General features: G+C 60.4%; 21 protein-coding genes. 10 read left to right on the plus strand and 11 right to left on the minus strand.

Annotated elements, in window-relative coordinates:
• From CR105_RS26265 to CR105_RS26275, 3 genes are all read right to left on the minus strand, one after another.
• On the minus strand, positions 1 to 553 hold a 553-nt coding region (locus tag CR105_RS26265; RefSeq protein ID WP_180288313.1), incomplete at its 3' end, for a DDE-type integrase/transposase/recombinase.
• An 11-nt stretch (positions 554 to 564) separates the two neighbouring features.
• Positions 565 to 990, minus strand: a complete 426-nt coding sequence (locus CR105_RS26270) for a helix-turn-helix domain-containing protein (RefSeq protein WP_229414136.1) — start codon at positions 988 to 990, stop codon at positions 565 to 567.
• Positions 991 to 1,034: 44 nt separating this feature from the next.
• A complete protein-coding gene (locus CR105_RS26275; RefSeq protein ID WP_099793789.1) occupies positions 1,035 to 1,718 on the minus strand; it encodes a TolC family protein in 684 nt (227 codons plus the stop codon).
• 397 nt (positions 1,719 to 2,115) lie between these two features.
• Between CR105_RS26275 and CR105_RS28565 the strand changes: the two genes are divergently transcribed.
• From CR105_RS28565 to CR105_RS26300, 5 genes are all read left to right on the plus strand, one after another.
• The gene (locus CR105_RS28565; protein ID WP_180288314.1) at positions 2,116 to 2,325 is read left to right on the plus strand and encodes a hypothetical protein; all 210 of its coding nucleotides are present in this window, start codon (positions 2,116 to 2,118) and stop codon (positions 2,323 to 2,325) included.
• A gap of 411 nt (positions 2,326 to 2,736) precedes the next feature.
• Positions 2,737 to 3,120: a copper resistance CopC family protein gene (locus tag CR105_RS26285; RefSeq protein WP_099793793.1), complete on the plus strand. Its 384-nt coding sequence runs from the start codon at positions 2,737 to 2,739 to the stop codon at positions 3,118 to 3,120.
• Between the two features lies 1 nt (position 3,121).
• Positions 3,122 to 4,063, plus strand: a complete 942-nt coding sequence (locus CR105_RS26290) for a CopD family protein (RefSeq protein WP_180288315.1) — start codon at positions 3,122 to 3,124, stop codon at positions 4,061 to 4,063.
• Between the two features lie 40 nt (positions 4,064 to 4,103).
• Positions 4,104 to 4,547 (plus strand): YybH family protein, encoded by a 444-nt coding sequence (locus CR105_RS26295; RefSeq protein WP_099793797.1) that lies wholly within the window; start codon positions 4,104 to 4,106, stop codon positions 4,545 to 4,547.
• A gap of 86 nt (positions 4,548 to 4,633) precedes the next feature.
• Positions 4,634 to 6,967 carry a heavy metal translocating P-type ATPase gene (locus tag CR105_RS26300; RefSeq protein WP_099793799.1) on the plus strand — a complete coding sequence of 778 codons (2,334 nt, stop codon included), beginning with the start codon at positions 4,634 to 4,636 and terminating at the stop codon, positions 6,965 to 6,967.
• An 89-nt stretch (positions 6,968 to 7,056) separates the two neighbouring features.
• Here the strand turns inward: CR105_RS26300 and CR105_RS26305 are convergent, their stop codons facing one another.
• On the minus strand, positions 7,057 to 7,623 hold the full coding sequence (locus CR105_RS26305) for a DUF305 domain-containing protein (protein ID WP_099793801.1): 567 nt from the start codon (positions 7,621 to 7,623) through the stop codon (positions 7,057 to 7,059).
• Between CR105_RS26305 and CR105_RS28570 the strand changes: the two genes are divergently transcribed.
• From CR105_RS28570 to CR105_RS26315, 3 genes are all read left to right on the plus strand, one after another.
• On the plus strand, positions 7,609 to 7,752 hold the full coding sequence (locus tag CR105_RS28570) for a hypothetical protein (protein ID WP_180288316.1): 144 nt from the start codon (positions 7,609 to 7,611) through the stop codon (positions 7,750 to 7,752). The genes CR105_RS26305 and CR105_RS28570 overlap by 15 nt on opposite strands.
• A 255-nt stretch (positions 7,753 to 8,007) precedes the next feature.
• Entirely contained in the window at positions 8,008 to 8,691 is a 684-nt protein-coding gene (locus tag CR105_RS26310; RefSeq protein ID WP_099793803.1) for a heavy metal response regulator transcription factor, read from the plus strand.
• The gene (locus CR105_RS26315) at positions 8,682 to 10,079 is read left to right on the plus strand and encodes a heavy metal sensor histidine kinase (protein ID WP_099793805.1); all 1,398 of its coding nucleotides are present in this window, start codon (positions 8,682 to 8,684) and stop codon (positions 10,077 to 10,079) included. Before CR105_RS26310 ends, CR105_RS26315 begins: the two co-directional genes overlap by 10 nt.
• Before the next feature lie 50 nt (positions 10,080 to 10,129).
• Here CR105_RS26315 and CR105_RS26320 read toward each other — a convergent pair whose 3' ends face one another.
• From CR105_RS26320 to CR105_RS26345, 6 genes are all read right to left on the minus strand, one after another.
• Positions 10,130 to 10,555, minus strand: coding sequence for a DUF305 domain-containing protein (locus tag CR105_RS26320; protein WP_180288317.1), 426 nt, complete (start codon positions 10,553 to 10,555; stop codon positions 10,130 to 10,132).
• Between the two features lie 120 nt (positions 10,556 to 10,675).
• Positions 10,676 to 11,029, minus strand: a complete 354-nt coding sequence (locus CR105_RS26325) for a copper-binding protein (RefSeq protein ID WP_099793809.1) — start codon at positions 11,027 to 11,029, stop codon at positions 10,676 to 10,678.
• A gap of 61 nt (positions 11,030 to 11,090) precedes the next feature.
• Entirely contained in the window at positions 11,091 to 11,633 is a 543-nt protein-coding gene (locus CR105_RS26330) for a cupredoxin domain-containing protein (protein WP_229414137.1), read from the minus strand.
• A gap of 45 nt (positions 11,634 to 11,678) precedes the next feature.
• Positions 11,679 to 13,070: a multicopper oxidase family protein gene (locus CR105_RS26335; protein ID WP_099793813.1), complete on the minus strand. Its 1,392-nt coding sequence runs from the start codon at positions 13,068 to 13,070 to the stop codon at positions 11,679 to 11,681.
• Positions 13,071 to 13,094: 24 nt separating this feature from the next.
• Positions 13,095 to 14,507 carry a TolC family protein gene (locus tag CR105_RS26340; protein WP_099793815.1) on the minus strand — a complete coding sequence of 471 codons (1,413 nt, stop codon included), beginning with the start codon at positions 14,505 to 14,507 and terminating at the stop codon, positions 13,095 to 13,097.
• Positions 14,504 to 15,145 (minus strand): hypothetical protein, encoded by a 642-nt coding sequence (locus tag CR105_RS26345; protein WP_099793817.1) that lies wholly within the window; start codon positions 15,143 to 15,145, stop codon positions 14,504 to 14,506. Before CR105_RS26345 ends, CR105_RS26340 begins: the two co-directional genes overlap by 4 nt.
• Before the next feature lie 409 nt (positions 15,146 to 15,554).
• Here CR105_RS26345 and CR105_RS28070 point away from each other — a divergent pair, with 409 nt between their 5' ends.
• Positions 15,555 to 15,854 carry a hypothetical protein gene (locus CR105_RS28070; RefSeq protein ID WP_131021842.1) on the plus strand — a complete coding sequence of 100 codons (300 nt, stop codon included), beginning with the start codon at positions 15,555 to 15,557 and terminating at the stop codon, positions 15,852 to 15,854.
• A gap of 70 nt (positions 15,855 to 15,924) precedes the next feature.
• Here the strand turns inward: CR105_RS28070 and CR105_RS26350 are convergent, their stop codons facing one another.
• On the minus strand, positions 15,925 to 16,560 hold the full coding sequence (locus tag CR105_RS26350) for an acyltransferase family protein (RefSeq protein WP_099793819.1): 636 nt from the start codon (positions 16,558 to 16,560) through the stop codon (positions 15,925 to 15,927).
• A gap of 193 nt (positions 16,561 to 16,753) precedes the next feature.
• Between CR105_RS26350 and CR105_RS29535 the strand changes: the two genes are divergently transcribed.
• Positions 16,754 to 16,880: transposase (locus CR105_RS29535; RefSeq protein ID WP_370660705.1), on the plus strand; the 127-nt coding region annotated here is incomplete at its 3' end.

Here is a 16,880-nt window from a genome sequence, read left to right on the forward strand (position 1 = left end):
TGATGTTCTCCTTCATGGCGCTGTCGGCAATCAGTTGCTCGGCCAGTTCTGCGCTCTCTTTTTCGGCCACCATCCAGCCCACGACATAGCGGCTGAAGATGTCGAGGATGACGTAGAGATGGAAGCACGTGCCCCGAACCGGACCTTTCAGTTTCGTGATGTCCCAGCTCCACACCTGGTTGGGTGTGACGGCCAGAAGCTCCGGCTTGGCGTACTCGGGATGGCGCAGCTGATTGCGCCGTTCGCGCACAGCGGCACAGCCTTGCAGCAGGCGATACATCGTGCGCACCGAGGCAATGTAGCTGCCCTCATCGAGCAGCTGGGCATAGATCGCTGCAGGTGCGCAGTTGACGAAGCGCGGGCTATTGAGCACGTCGAGGACGACACGCTGTTCATGCTCGGACAGCGCCAATGGCGGGCGCCGCCGCAGCGCTGCAACCGGGGCTGGTAGCTGGCAGACATGGCGTGCTGCACGGTCGCGATACAGGGCGCTGCGCGGCATGCGCAATGCACGGCATGCCGCTGCTACACCAACCTCGTCGGCCAAGCTCATGACGGCACTCATCACTTCGGCCCGCCGGTGGTGTCCGACGTGCTCAGTCCCAGCAGGATGGAAAGTTTTTTTTGGACGTCAATGATCAAATCGGCCTTGGCGAGCTTGTTGCGCAGACGCTCGACCTCGGTCTGCAATTGAAGAACCAGGCGATCCTGTGCCGCTGCGGGATTCACCTTCGGACCACGCTTGCCTTCGACCAGTCGGGCCTCGCCGGCGCGCTGACGCTGCTTGCGCCAAGTGGCCAGGTGCGACGAGTAGATCCCCTCACGGCGCAGCAGGGCACCGATGTCGCCGGGCGCCATGCAGGCGTCGGCAGCTGCGAGGATGCGCAGTTTCTCGGCTTTGGAAAAGCTGCGGCGTTTGGCCGTTGGCACCACCTCAGGGTCAGGACGGGCGTCTGTAATATTTGAAATTTGCTGCTTTCGGTTGTGCATAATTGGATCCTGCCGCTGTACTCTAAATTAGTTGGGCAGGTGTCTCAAGTTATATTGGCACAGGGGGTCCGCGCAATTTCAAGTTCCTGCTCGGCCGCGTTGATGGCGTCTCCGCTCTGGAACAATTCTGCTTTCGCCTGCAGCACATCGGTGGCTGCTACCTTCGCGCCGCGAAATGACGCTTTAAGGGTTTCAAGGTCTTGCTCCATCGCGCGACCGATTGACTGCGCTAGCGCTAGCGCTCGTTGTTTGTAGAGAACGGTCAGCCAGGCTTTTCCGGTCGCTTCGCGCACAGTGGCGACGGTTTCCAGGTATGAACCCTCGCTAGCCTCGACTGCGCGCTGAGCTCGTTCGGATCGCGCCAAGCGTTTATTCTTGGACACCCATTGCTGTTCGATGCCAACCCGGCGCATCGTCATGAAGTCAGCGTTTGGGCGAAATTTGTCCGGACCTGAGACGGGTAGGTTGTCCATCCCCAACTTGAGCATTGGATCTGGGAGTTGCCCGGCTTTTGCAGCAGCCTCAGAACTGGCGGCGACCGCGGCGCTCGAGGCTTTAGCAGCGGCGGAAGCCGCGCTAGCGAGACGAAGCGCCTCGTCGAAAGAGAGTTGGGTTGGGCCGGCCGCAACTAGTCCAGAGGTAAGAAGGAGCAGGGCCAGCAGTGTACCGTGGCGCTTCCGCACGGGCATGCCCGACACGCTTGCATGTGACGTGAAAATAGAAAACATAAAATCCTCCGCGATTGAGAACGAGCGCCGGTAGCAGATGCTAGCCGGGCGGTAAGCAAACGGAGGAAATCAGACTTGAATACGAAGCGTTCGAAGATATGGTGGCGCCGGTCCAGCCTCGAGACTGCCGCCTGGCCAAAATTGGAGCGCGGCCGCGCCGTGGATAGGCAATGTGACCAGGACTAAAACCCCGAGCGAAAACGGCGCTACTGGGTGAGGGGAGTGATGAAGCTCAAGCGATGCTTGGGTGTCGGCAGACATCTCGGCACAATGAGCCGGTTGTTCGCTGTCCATACCAGCACACGGCATGCCACCCATCAGTTGCGCACTCATCTCTGCCGATGCCGGCGCGGGGCAAACGTATGACGCCATAGCCACGCCAGCGCTGGGAATGGTCATGACCAAAATCATCGCGATGTTACGAAACAGTAATGAGAAGGAGCGCCGCATAAAGCTGGTAACAAGACAAACACAACATGGAAAATCCGATGGCTGGCTAGAGTGTAGCACTTTCATATTGAAGGTACTTGGAGACGCTGTCGGCGCCCTGGCGGATTCGCACAACAGCTTGACCTTGCAACCTTGGAACGTTTGTGCTTCGGGTTAGTCGATACCATGGGGAAGATGATGAATATCGGACAAGTTTACGACGCGTCCGGCGCTTTGATAACAGGTACGTGACGCGAACATTACTTTTTTGTAATTAACGTCTTTTTATCCGTACTGCATGCCGCTGGAAATGATGACGCGCTTGCGAAGCGTTACTATTGGCAGTTCATTCTATAAACGCTCTTTCTCCGCTAGCTTTTCAACTGGCCGGCGCCACACGCTGCTATCAAATTACTTCGGCCAAATACTTATTCTCTAAGCGCCCGGCGCACCCGTAGTTTCTGCATCCCAGGTATACGGTTACAGTTTCAGACTGTCTTGTATGAGTAGCAAGTGGCGGCTTGACGTTACTCTGACGGAAAGCTTCAAGATTACGAACTATTAAACCAACAAACAAAACGACATCACTATGACCACAACGAACACTATGACCACAAAGAAGCTCGTTCTCGTCCTCAGCCTGGCGATCGGTAGTCTGGTCACCAGCTGGTCGCACGCCCACACCAAAGTGGAAACCGCGGAACCGAAGGCGGACAGCGAACTGAACGAGCCGCCCAAAGAAATCAGACTTCACTTCAGCGATACGCTCGAACCGGCCTTCACCAAAATCGTCTTGCTCGATGCCAAAAACGTCACCATTAAACTGCCGAAAGCGGTTGTCGACAAGGCCGATGCCAAGACGGTGTCCGCCCAGCTGCCTGTGCTTCGCGCCGGACAATACCTCGTGCGTTGGTCAACCATGACCCGCGACAGTCACAAGGTGAAGGGGGAATACCGCTTCAATGTCAAATAACATGCTCTTCGACGTGCAAATGGCGATTTACAGCGCCACCGTCGCGCTCAACCTGTCGCTGGCGGTGGCGGTCGGCGCCGTTTTGGCTGCGCTGTGGCTGGCGAACGGAACGACCACCTGGTCCGCCGCGCAGCTGCGCCGTGTGCGGCCGGTGCGCATCGGCGCAGCGGCAGCAGCGATCGCGGCCTTGGGTTCGCTGCTCCCGTTTGTTTCCGCTTCCATGGCCGAGGTGCCGGTCGCCGCGGCCGGCGAGGCGATGGGCGCGATGCTCGCCGAGAGCCATTTCGGGCTGGCCTGGACAGTAGGCATGGGAGCGCTGCTCGCCGCCGCGCTGGCGTCGGTCATTCCGTCAACAGGGCAGTGGCTGCGCGCCGTAGCGTCAGTAAATTTGCTGGTCCTTACTGTCGCGCTCTACACGCGCAGCACGGTGAGCCACGCGGCGGCGGACGGCGATCTGAGCGTGGCGATTGTCGCGGACTGGATGCATTTGTGCCTCGTTTGCGTCTGGGTCGGCGAAGTCTTTGTCGCCGGTTTTGTAACGCTAAGCGGTGCCATCGCCGAAACCGCGGCCGAGCGTGCTGAAGCTGCGCGCTACGTCGAAAACCTGTCGTCGTCGGCCACATTCGCGCTTGCCGGCATATTTGCCACGGGTCTGTTCAGCGCCTGGCACAACCTTGGCGGTGTCGCTGGCTTGACCGGAGATTCCTATAGCATTGTACTGCTGTACAAATTAGCCCTGGTGGCGCTTGCCGCTTTGCTGGGAGGCTTCAACCGTTTTATCGTGATGCCCTCGCTTCTTGCCGGCTGGCGCGCGCCGGATGGCCGGGCCGCGCAGCGTCTCCGCCGTTTCAGACTCATTTTGCGGATTGAAGCGGTCGTGTTGCTCGCGGTGCTGGTTGCCGCCGCCATTCTAAGCGCGACTCCGCCTCGCGCTGCCGCTTAGCCGTTCCTTAGAACCCAAACCCATTTGAAGAGAAAAGAAAATGAAAAAAAGTTTTGTATTGTCAATCTTACTGGCCGTCGTATCCACGCATGCTTTCGCCGCGCCTGCGGTCGGTGACGCCAACGCGTCCCTTGCCGCTTTCCACGCCGCGCTGGCGAGGGGCGACAAGGAGGCCGCTCTCGCGATGCTGGCCCCGAAGGTGGCCATTTATGAGTCCGGCTACGTCGAAGCATCCAGGGACGAGTATGCGCACCACCATCTGGGCGGCGATATCGCTTTTGCGAAGACGTCAATGCGCAAGGTTCTTAGGCATTCCGAAAAGCTGGAAGGCAATACCGCGATCATCTGGGAGGAAACGGAAACGACCGGCACCTCCGGCGGCAAGCCAGTCCATTCCTTTGGGACAGAAACTGCCGTCCTGGAAAAGACTGGGGACCGATGGGTGATCACGCATGTGCATTGGTCCTCGCGCAAGGCTAAATAATTCACCCGGAGGTGAATCCGTTGCATTCGAACGGTCCAATGGTGAAGCCGTCATCCGCTGTTGCAGGTCGCACTTAGGAGGAATGTATGGAAAGCACATTGCACGGAAAGCACCATCACGGCGTGGGGGCGGAGCCGACGACCGACCTGCGCGACCCTGTATGCGGCATGGCGGTTTCCGTCATTTCGGAAGATCACGTCCAGCATGATGGGCGCGATTATTACTTTTGCAGCCCAAAGTGCGGGGACAAATTCCGCGCTAGCCCCGCCACCTACCTGCAACCCCTGGTAGAAGGGCCGCCGTCGGCCGCCGCAGGGCGCACAATTTATACATGCCCGATGCATCCGGAAATCCGCCGGCCGGCGCCCGGCAACTGTCCAATCTGCGGCATGGGGCTCGAGCCGCTGATGCCGTCGTTGGACGAGGAGGAAAACCCGGAGTTGCGCGATTTCCGCCTGCGTTTCTGGTGGACGCTGCCCCTGTCGGTCGCCGTGTTTGCACTGGCGATGTTCGGTCACATTGTATTTCCAGGCGGGCTGCGGTACCAGAACTGGATAGAGCTGGGCCTGAGTACACCGGTGGTGCTGTGGGCTGGATGGCCATTCTTCGTGCGCTTCGCCCAGTCGATACGTCATCGCAGTCCCAACATGTGGACTTTGATTGGTTCGGGCGTGGGGGCGGCGTATGGCTACAGCGTCGTCGCCACATTTGCCCCCGAACTGTTTCCGCCAACCTTCGCCACGCATGCCGGACGGATCGGCGTGTATTACGAAGCGGCCGCAGTCATCGTGTCGCTCACGCTGCTGGGGCAGATCCTGGAGCTGCGCGCTCGTTCGCAAACGTCGGCCGCGATCAAATTGCTGATGGGGCTGGCACCGAAGACGGCACGCCGGATTCTGCCCGACGGCAGCGAAGAAGACGTACCGCTAACGCATATTCATATCGGCGACGCGCTGCGCGTGCGGCCGGGCGAAAAAGTGCCGGTGGACGGCACGGTCACGGAAGGGCAGAGCGCTGTCGATGAGTCGATGCTGACCGGCGAACCGATGCCGGTGACGAAGCGATCGGGGGACAAGGTCATTGGAGCGACACTAAACACCAGCGGAAGTCTCATCGTTCGTGCCGACAAAGTCGGCGCGCAGACCATGTTGTCCCAGATCGTGCAAATGGTAGCGCAGGCGCAGCGCTCCCGCGCGCCAATGCAACGCCTCGCTGACGTCGTCGCGGGATATTTCGTGATGGTAGTAATCGCCATTGCGGTGCTGACCCTGCTTGCCTGGGGCGTCTTCGGCCCGCAGCCGAGCTGGGTGTACGGCTTCGTCAACGCCGTCGCCGTCCTGATCATTGCCTGCCCGTGCGCGCTTGGACTGGCCACGCCCATGTCCATCATGGCAGCGACGGGCAGAGCCGCCACGCAGGGCATCCTGTTTCGGGATGCCGCCGCGATCGAGGGCTTGCGCAAGGTAGACACGCTGATCGTGGACAAGACCGGCACGCTGACCGAAGGCCGACCCGTCTTTGACCGCGTCGTCGCCATGCCGGGCTTTACCGACGCCGATGTGCTGCGCATGGCGGCCAGCATCGATCAGGGCAGCGAGCACCCGCTTGCGCGGGCCATCGTCGACCAGGCGGTCAAGAACAACCTTGTGCTTGAGAAGCCTGCGAGCTTCGAATCGTCCAGCGGCATCGGCGTGCGCGGCGAACTTGGCGGCCAACATATTGCGCTTGGCAATACCGCCCTGATGGACGAGGAAAAGATCGACTGGTCGAGCCTTGCCTTGCAGGCTGAGGATCTGCGTGGGCAAGGTGCGAGCGTCATGTACCTGGCCGCAAATCGCCATTTGGTGGGCATCATTGCGGTGTCCGATCCGATCAAGGCGAGCAGCCTGGCGGCCTTGAATGCGCTGAGGGACGCGGGTCTGTTGGTGATCATGGCCACCGGCGACGGCGAAACGACGGCCAATGCTGTCGCCAAGCGCCTCGGCATTACCGAGGTGTACGGCGAGGTCAAGCCACGCGACAAGCTCGCGCTCGTCGAGCGCCTGCAGCAGGCGGGGAAAGTTGTGGCAATGGCCGGCGACGGCATCAACGACGCACCGGCGCTGGCAAAGGCTGACGTCGGTATTGCAATGGGCACCGGCACCGACGTTGCGATCAATAGCGCGCACCTGACGCTGGTCAAAGGGGACTTGCTGGCAATCGCGCGGGCCCGCACTCTGTCTCTCGACACGGTGCGCAATATGCGCCAGAACCTCGGCTTTGCCTTCATTTACAACGCACTGGGCATTCCGCTGGCCGCCGGGCTTCTGTATCCCTTTACCGGACAGCTGCTGTCGCCGGTGATCGCTGCGCTGGCAATGAGTCTGAGCTCAGTGTCGGTGATCACCAACGCACTGCGCTTGCGGCGTTCGGCAGGCTGACGTTAACGAGGGTATCTTCCTCGCCATGCTTGGAAAAGCGACGAGGCAACAGTGCCTCGTCGCCCTGATGAGCTCGTGGAACGGGTGCATCAATGGGCGCCCTCGCGCTCGCTTCCGGTGTGTAACCCGCGCACGCCACGAATCGGCTGGTAGTCGGCGATGTTGAACGTGGCGGCCAGCATGTGGCGCATTTCTTCAATATCGGCGAGCTGGGCCTGTACCATGCCTCTACAGTAGCCCTGCAGCTCTTCGTGCCGGATGTCGCTCGCTACAACGCAGGTCATTGAAGGCGTCAAGGCCATGTAGTGGTGCCGGCTGAATACTTCGAGGAACTTGCGATCAAACTGCGGTCCGGCAGGAGCGCGTTCGAGCGCGTAAATCATGCTGCGACCTTCTTCATCGAGCTGCGGCTGATGAGTGACGTCGTACCATTTGCGCAGAAAATCCTGGGCCATCATGATCTCTTCGCGCTGCATCCGGTTGTTGCGCCGCGCCAGCGACTTGACATCGTCCATGCGCGACTTGGCCGGGGTGCTGGCGGTGCACGGCGTCGGGCTTGTTCCCTGCGCGGACGTGGTCTGCGGGTCGCGGTGGACGTCTGTTCCCGCCGCCAGCTCGGTGATGCGCAGAGCGCAGTAGTGATGGTTGATGATCATGCGCAGAAAATCCTGTTCATATTGGGCGTCAAGCCCCGGCCTGGCTCGTCGGCCGTTGCGCTCAACGGCATCATCAAGGCGCTTAAAGCGAGGGCGGCCAGAATTGAGCTTTTCTTCTTCAGCTTGTGATTATTTATGGTTTTCTCCAGTCAAGTCAAACGTTCGGGTATGCGTCGTGCACACCCATAGTCAAATGGCTGCGGGGAGACGGCCTGATAAACCTCAAGCGGGTGCGGGGCGGAAGGAGCGCTCTGCCCCGCGGCGTTAATCATGAAGAGAGCACTAAGCCCGCATCGTGGGAATCTGGCGGTGCGATTACATTTTCGTTATTTATCGTCGCCGCAGCCAGTTCGGCGCAAAATGTCGGCTGGAATGGGGAGAAGCATGAAGATTCTGATTGTGGAAGACGAGGTCAAGACCGGCGACTACCTGAAACAGGGTTTGGTCGAGGCGGGATTCGTCGTTGACCTTGTGCGCGACGGAACGAATGGGCTGCATTACGCCCTGACGGAAGCTTACGACTTGCTAATCCTGGACGTCATGCTGCCCGGCCTTGACGGCTGGTCGGTGCTGGCCGCGGTGCGCAAGGCGGGCAAGGACGTGCCGGTCCTGTTCCTCACCGCGCGCGACCAAGTCGAGGATCGCGTTCGCGGCCTGGAGGAGGGGGCGGACGACTATCTCGTCAAGCCGTTCGCGTTTTCCGAGTTACTGGCCCGCGTCCGTACCTTGCTGCGTCGTGGTAGCAAGGTAAAGGAGGCCGCATTCCTGCAAGCGGCCGACCTCGAACTGGACTTGATCCGGCGCCGTGTCCTGCGCGGTGGCAAGCGTATCGACTTGACAGCCAAGGAGTTCGCGTTGCTCGAGCTGCTGTTGCGGCGCCAGGGGGAAGTCCTTCCGCGTTCGCTCATCGCCTCGCAAGTGTGGGACATGAACTTTGACAGCGACACCAATGTCATCGAAGTTGCGATACGCCGCCTGCGGGCCAAGGTCGATGAAGGGTTCGAGCCTAAGCTGATCCACACCGTGCGTAGCATGGGGTATGTTCTCGAGGCCGATCCGTGCGACTAAGCTTAAGCGGTGGCACTTCGCTCACTGGCCGACTCACCGTCCTGTTCGCCGCCGCGTCGACTGCTGTTCTGCTCCTCCTGGGCTATCTGGTCGCCACATCGGTGGAGCAGCATTTTGAGCAGCAGGATTTGGCCATACTAAACGGCAAACTCGAACTAGTTGCACATGCTCTTGAAAAGGTGCGCTCGCAAGACGAGCTTTCCCGGCTGCCGGCGCAACTGTCCGATTCCCTTGTCGGACACCACAGTTTGGACATCATGGTCACCGCCCCGGACGGTACGGTTTTGTTCTTGACCAAGGGAGCGAATTTTCCAGAAAACGTGCTGCGCGGAGCCGCTTCGAAAGTGGCCGGCAGCACCGTATGGCGCAAGTCGCCGCATTACTCGGTCCGCGGCATCGCCAAGCTTGCCGCTACTGGCATCCCCGGCGCCCCAGCGGCAACGATCGCAGTCGCTACCGATGTCGGGCACCACGAGCACTTCATGGAAGGCTTCCAGCGCACGCTGTGGAGCGTGGTGGCGCTGGGCGCGGTGCTCACCGGCTTACTCGGGTGGGGCGCGGCCCGGCGCGGTTTGGCGCCGCTGCGCGCCATGGGCCGCGAAGCCGGCGCCATCACGGCGCGCCGCCTCGACGCACGGCTGTCGGCAGATGCGGTGCCGGCGGAACTTGCCGAACTGGCCGACACCCTGAACGGCATGCTCTCGCGCCTGGAAGACTCGTTCCGGCGTCTTTCAAATTTTTCGTCGGACCTTGCGCACGAGCTGCGCACCCCGGTGAGCAACCTGCTCACGCAAACGCAGGTGACGCTATCGAAGTCGCGCACCGTCGAGCAGTACCGCGACATCCTTGCTTCTAATGCCGAGGAATTCGAGCGCCTCTCGCGCATTGTGTCCGACATGCTGTTTCTGGCAAAATCCGAAAACGACCTGGTGGTTCCCAACCGCGAGCCGGTCAGCTTGGCCGACGAGGTCAGCAGCGTTCTGGAGTTCTACGAGGCGCTCGCGGAAGAAAAGGGCATTGCCGTCGCGCTTGTGGGCCAGGGATCTATTTCTGGCGACCGCCTGATGATCCGCCGTGCAATCAACAACTTGGTGTCGAACGCGGTACGGCACACGCCGCCGGGCGGAACGATTACCGTCCGGATCACTCAGCGTGGGGAAGCCGGCGCCGAGCTGCAGGTTGAAAACGCGGGGGAGGGCGTCGCCGCCGAACATCTTCCGCGCCTGTTCGACCGTTTCTATCGGGTCGACTTCGCGCGGAAACGGCAAAGCGACGGCGCTGGCCTCGGGCTGGCGATTACCAGGTCCATCGTTCGCGCCCACGGCGGCGACGTGGCCGCACATTCACAGGGCGGCCTGACGACGTTTTGCCTGACATTTCCCGCCTGAGGCGTTGGCGCGCTGCTCGTCCGTCGCAGGCGCCGGCCCCTGCCGCATTGCTACTTTGTCGAATGCGGGCGCTTCTTCATCCACGCTTCGAACATAGCAATTTCCTTCTTCTGCGCGGTAATAATTTTCTTTGCTGCGCTGATCATTTGCTTATCCTTGCCATGGTCGATCTGGGCTTGCGCCATGTCGATGGCCCCTTGATGGTGGCCCACCATCATCATCGCGAAATCCATGTCCTGGTTGCCGGTCATGGGCATGCCCTTCATTTTCTTGTGCATTTCATCCATCGATGCATGCATGTCCGTCGATGTCTTTCCGGCAGCGTGTGCAGGTTTGCTCATGTCGTGCTGAGCGTGTCCCTCGCTCTGCGCAAGGGCGGGCGCAGCAACGGCGAGAGCGCCTGCGGCCACGGCGGCTGAAAGTGCCAGTTTAACCGCGGTGGTTGCAAGAATGCGGCGACTGATAGTTGTGATCATGGTGAGCTCCTGATAAGTATTGCCTGCATGCGTGAGATATCCCGGAATCATGTGTCATGTCGATACTTTCCGGTTGGTAGCTGACAACGGCGCGGCTGGTTTGCCGCGCCGGCGTGCTTTCTACGTTGCGGCCTGTAGCGCGGTGATCGTGAACGCGCCGTTAATCTTTTCGACAGTAAACTTTACCTTGTCGCCGGCTTTCACTTGCTCCAGCATGGCAGGGTCCTTGACCTTGAACACCATTGTCATGGCCGGCATGTCGAGGTTGGCGAGCGGGCCGTGTTTCACTGTGATCTTGCCGGCGTCCTTGTCAACTTTCTTGATCTCGCCGTCCGATTGCGGCTGAACGACAGTGGTGCTGGTGGTTTTGGTGGCTGCGGCGGTCGTCGCGTGATCGTGGCCGGCCGCGGTGGCCAGCGCGGGAATGCCCGCTGCGACGATCAGGCTGATCAGAATTTTCGAGATATTTTTCATAGTGACTCCTTTTTCGATTGCGTATGGCATACGGATATTAAGAATTCATTCGGCACGACGTTCACTTCACTGCAACCTTGCCCTGCATGCCGGCTTCGAAGTGGCCGGGCTGCAGGCAGGCGAAGTCGACATTGCCCGAGGAGGAAAACTTCCAGATCAGCTCGCCCGACTTGCCCGACTCGACCGACACCATGTTCTCCTCCGCATGTTCCATCTCCGGGTTCTTGCGCATCATGTCCGCATGCTTTTTCAGTTCGCTCATCGAGCCCAACACCATTTCATGCTTGAGCTTGCCGGAATTGGTCACAACGAAGCGCACGGTTTCACCTCGGCTTACTTTGATGGAGGACGGGTTGAAACGCATCGCGTCCGTCATATCCACTTTTACGGTGCGCTTGGCATCCGCGAACTTTCCGGGAATACCGACTGGCGCCCCGTGCGAATGGCCCGCCGTTGCCGGGTCATGCGCGGGGGAAGCGCTCTTGTCGACCTGATGCTTGGCGGGCGACGCCTCCGATGCTGCTGCGGGATGCTCGCCGTCGTGCGCCGCAGCGCCGCTTATCAACGCCATCGTGGCTGCAGCGATTAAGATATGGTTCATCATGTTGTCTCTCGTGTAAAAGCTTGCGGCACTAAATCGATTGTGGTGCTAGTGGGACCCGTGGCCGCTTCCCTTGCGGACTTTCAAAACTTTCTCACCAGGTTTAGGCGCGGCAGCGGCCATACCCGGCGACTGTTGGGCAGCGGGCAGGGCAGCTGCGCCGCCTTGCCATTCATACGCCACCGTTCCCGCCGGATGCTCGTACCAGCCCGGATCCTTGTAGTTGCCCCGCGCCTGCCCCTTGCGCACTTTCACGGTCGTGAACATACCGCCCATTTCCATTCCACCGAAAGGACCCGTGCCAGTCATCATGGGTAGCGTGTTCTCCGGCAGCGGCATTTCCATGTCGCCCATCGAGCCGCCCTTGTCGCCCATGACCATATAGTCGGGAACAAGCTTGCTGATCTTTTCGGCGATGCCGCGGTGGTCGACCCCGATCAGCGTGGGAACGTCATGTCCCATCGCGTTCATCGTGTGGTGGGACTTATGGCAGTGGAACGCCCAGTCACCCGGTTCGGTGGCATCGAACTCGATCGCGCGCATCTGGCCCACGCCGACGTCGGTTGTCACCTCGGGCCAGCGCGAGGCCGGGTTCGTCCAGCCGCCATCCGTGCCGGCGACGACAAACTCGTGCCCGTGCAGGTGTATGGGATGATTAGTCATCGACAAGTTCCCGATGCGGATGCGAACTCGATCGTTCAGGCCGCAAACCATCGAATCGATGCCCGGGAATACCCGGCTGTTAAATGTCCACAGATTAAAATCGGTCATGGTTGCGGTCTTCGGGGTCGCGCTGCCAGGCTCGATGTCATAGGCGTTGAGCAGGAAGCAGAAATCGCGGTCGACGCGGTGGGCGTTGACGTCCTTTGGGTGGGTCACCCAAAAACCCATCATCCCCATCGCCATCTGCGTCATCTCATCGGCATGCGGGTGGTACATAAACGTCCCCGGCCGCTTGGCAATGAATTCGTACACGAACGTCTTGCCCGGCTTGATGCCCGGCTGAGTCAGCCCCGTGACGCCATCCATGCCCGCAGGCAGGCGCTGGCCATGCCAGTGAATGCTGGTGTGCTCGGGCAGCTTGTTGGTCACGAACAGACGCACGCGGTCGCCCTCGACGACCTCGATGGTCGGGCCAGGCGACTGTCCGTTGTAGCCCCACAAATGTGCCTTCATCCCCGGGGCAAGTTCGCGTACCACCGGTTCGGCTACCAAGTGAAATTCCTTGACGCCGTTATTCATGCGCCAGGGCAGCGTCCAGCCATTGAGCGTGACAACCGGATTGTAGGGGCGACCGTTAGGCGGGCTCAAGGGGGGCTGTGTCGCTGCCTTGTCCATCACCGGCGCTTCGGGAAGCGAGGCGGCGCCCACCCTGCTGACCAGCCCGGCGCTCAGCGCTACAGCGCCGGCGCCACCAAAAAAATCTCTGCGTGAAACCATTCTCTATTCCTTCAAAATATCTCGTTAATGTTCGGCCGGTTCAGCGACGGCACTTGGCGCTTTGCCGCTGCCAATGGGAGCGCCCGGGCGCCCGGTCTGCGCCATCTGCAGAGCCGACTCCGCCATCCAGAAGTCGCGCTGCGCTTCAATGGACGCGTTCACGCTCAACACCTGGCTTCTGGAATCGGCCAGCAATTCGAACACGCTGATCAGCATGCCGTTGTAGCGCAGCAGCTGCTCGGCGGATATGCGCTGTTTCAGCGGCACGATCTCCTCGCGGTAATGGCGGGCGACGTCATACGTCGTCCGGTAGGCTGAATACGCTTCGCGCACTTCCGAACGCGCATTGACCGCCGTTTCGCTGGCACGCTGGACGGCCTGCATGTACATGGCTTCGGCGCGCGCCACACGCGCTCCACCCCAGTCAAACAGCGGAATCTGCAATTCAATCTCGTAGCCTTTTTCGCGCGTCGGACTTTCGTTAAACGAATTGCGCAGATAGCTAACATCGAGCAAGTTGACGAAGCGCGTTGCTTTGGTCAATCCGAGGGAGCTCGCCAGGCCCGACAGTTCTCGCCGCGCCATGATCACATCCAAGCGGTTCTGCATCGCCCCTGCCTCAAGCGCAAGCGCCTCGCGCGGGGCGGCTGGCAGTTCTGGCAGGCGGTTGGGCAACTGGACGGCCAGAGCGCCAGGGAGGCCCATCAGACGGGTAAGGCGCTCGCGCTGCTCGGTGCTGGTCTGGCGCGCACGCGCCAGCTGCACTACAACGTCGGCATAAAAGGCTTGCTCACGCGCATGATCGAGCTTGCTGAAGTTGCCAGCGGCGGCCATCCTGCTGGCCAGCTCGGCGGCGGCTTCTGCCGCCAGCTTGACCTGTTCCATGTAGACCGCGCTCTCTTGGGCTGCCACCGCCGAGAAATAAGTCCTTCGGGTTTCGTCGGCCACGCGCAAGGCATCCCCGGCCGCGCGGAGCTGGGCCTGCTCGAACGATCTGCGCTCAATGCGGGTAACGACCGGCATCGTGAGCAAGCTCATCACTGGAAGCATGAGGCTGCGCTCGATCTCGATCTCGCTGCCGCGCGTCAGGCGGCCAAACGAAAATACTGGGTTGCGGATCCGTCCCGCCTGTACCAGGTTTGCTTCGCTGATGCCCAGCTCTGAGTACGACGCCTGCAAGCCCTGGTTGTTCATCAGCGCCACCGTGACGGCGTCGTCAACGGTTAACGGCTTGGCGAGCAAGGGGGCGATGGCCGCGGCAACGCCGGCCTTGTCTGCATCGGATTTCACCCAACGCGTATCCTTGCCGATGCGCTCCTTGGTGAGCGTCTGGACACTGTCGAAACCGCCGTCGGGCGAAAAGGAAGCGCACCCTGCCAGCGCAAGCGTCGCGGCGCCGAGGGCGGTGGTTTTTAGAAACAGGGCTGTGCGCGTCATTCCTTCTCCTTCTTGTTGTGCGGTTGGTTCGGCCGTGCGCTATACGATCCGTGGTTCGCCTTGTCGGCACCAGAGGGGGCGATCTTGGGAGCCGGGGGCATCTTCGACATGTCGTGCCCGGCGTGCGGGTCGCCCCCCTGCGCCTGCTTCCCACCTTGGACAGCGTCAGTCTGCTTCGCAGTGAGGGGCACGCCTGTCGTTGGCGGAGCGGCCGGCGCCGATTTTGCCGGCGTCATCTTCGACATGTCGTGTCCAGCGTGGGGGGCGCCGGCCGGTGCCTTTTTTGCGGCATGCGCCGATCGGTCCTGCCCGGTTTTTTTCGCAATCGGGGCGATGCCGGCGCCTGCTTTTGCCCCCGTCGTCATGTCGTGGCCTGCATGCGGATCGTCCGATTGCGACTTCATGGTTGCCATGTCATGTTCTTGCATTCCGCCTGAGTCGCGCACCTGGTCGTTGGTCTCGCGCCAGGACAGCACCACGGGCTCCTTGTACGGTTTGTAGTCCGCAAAAGCCGACTGGTATACCGGGGAGGTTGGGGGAGGGGCTGCCGTTGCACCGGGGTGTGACGGCGCTTGGGCCAGCGCCGCAGACGGCGCAATGGCGAGAACGAGAAGTGGACAAAGAAAGTTCAATTGCATGTGGTTTCCTAGATCGGCAAATTGCCGGTTGAATCACGGTATGCGTAGTGTACCCAAGCGTTGCTGACAAGGAGGCTTCCGCCAGATTACAAGTTTGTAATGTAAGTCCTTGCTGACCGGTCACTGTTTCCAGCATGTACGTTCCAGCCCGTAACGGCCGGCTGCGGGGAGTTGGCGTAGCCTGACAGATCAGGCCGCCATTCACGGCACGGCACGAAAGCGAGTTGCATGGGAGTAGAGGTGGGCGGTAGCCTGGCGGCGCTGTGCCGGCCGCGCCGGGACTAAAAGTGGCGCAGCACCGTTGGGAAAGCTGCGCAGGTAATCGCATCATGTCCCGAGGAATCGGCGTGCCGGTGCGATCCGCGGCGGCACCCTCGATAAAAGTAGGGCCGGCAAACAAGCGGCCAGGATGACCTTGGTAGAAGTCACTGCCGATCGTTACGCCGCGCCTGACGCGACTTGTAACGTCATCAAGGGACTAATTGCCGACAGCTTCATGCACGCGTTTTGCCGCGGTGGCAACGAACGCGCGGCCTTGTCACAGCGCACCGCCGGCGGGCGCGGTTCGTGCGTGGCTTGCGGCCATGATCTTTGTCTTGATAGAACTGCGCACGCGATGCGTTTGTGCTTCAAACGGCAGATGAAAAAGACACGAGAGGACCAGAATGCAGGCGAGCATGAACCTGATCGTGCTTCGCTGCGGATCTGACCTGAACTGCAGGCTCGACAGGAGCAGCAGGAAGGGCAGCGAGACAACGAGGTACGAAACAAAGGAAGCTTCATTGATCTGCTTGATCCCCTTGAGCCGCAGATAGACCGCGACAATAAACAGCAGGCAGAGAACGGTCCAGCGCTGCGCAGCAGAGGCGGTGATCTCGATCCGCGAAAGCGGCGCCCAGCAGCCAGAGCGAGAAATACAGCACGATGGAGCCGGTAAGGTTCATGGTGACGAGCAGGCAGACCGCTGCGGAAGCGACGCGGGAAAACGTCGATCTGCCGGTGAATGAAATGACGAGGAGGGGGAACAGCACGTAGTACCACGTTTCATTGGCCAAGCTCCAAAGCGGGAAGTTGCCACCGAAGCGCGGTAGCACGACATCTTGCAGCCCGTACAGATTGCCGAGAAACGACGCTGCCGAATACTCATTGGCTACGGCGTAGCTGAACGTGCCAGGGTCGATGGCACCTGTATAGGCGCCGATCACCAGGGTCAGCACAAACGCAGGGATCATTACGATCCACAAGCGCGTCATCCTGTCCACCGCGTAGGACGTCATGGCCCCCGGTTCATGCAGCTTGTTGAGAAAGCTCCCGCCGACCAGCCAACCGCTTAGCAGGAAAAAGACCACGACGGCCTGGTAAGCGAATCCGGTAAGAAAACCCAAAGCCTGATACCAGAGCGTCGGATCCTGCATGCCCGCGAGTCCCGGAAAAACTTCGGCTAAGGATCCGTATCCTGGTAACGCGTGAGGAAGCAAAAAATATCCCCACCTTATACCGCGATACGGCTTGGTCAACACAACGACTCATCTACATTAGGTCGCACCTGCCCAGCCCCCTGTGTCAGACTAGTTGTCGCCTCCAGATTTTATCCAAATAGAGGCAGATATGAGAACAAGGCATTCCCCAGCATTTGTCGAACAAGCACTGGTCAAGGTATTCTCCCGTGGCGGCAGGAGCGTGCAGGCAGTCGCGGACGATATCAACGTCAATTACCACACACTTAAAAATTGGA

This window comes from Massilia eurypsychrophila, assembly GCF_002760655.1.
Classification (GTDB): Bacteria; Pseudomonadota; Gammaproteobacteria; order Burkholderiales; family Burkholderiaceae_D; genus JAFCUW01.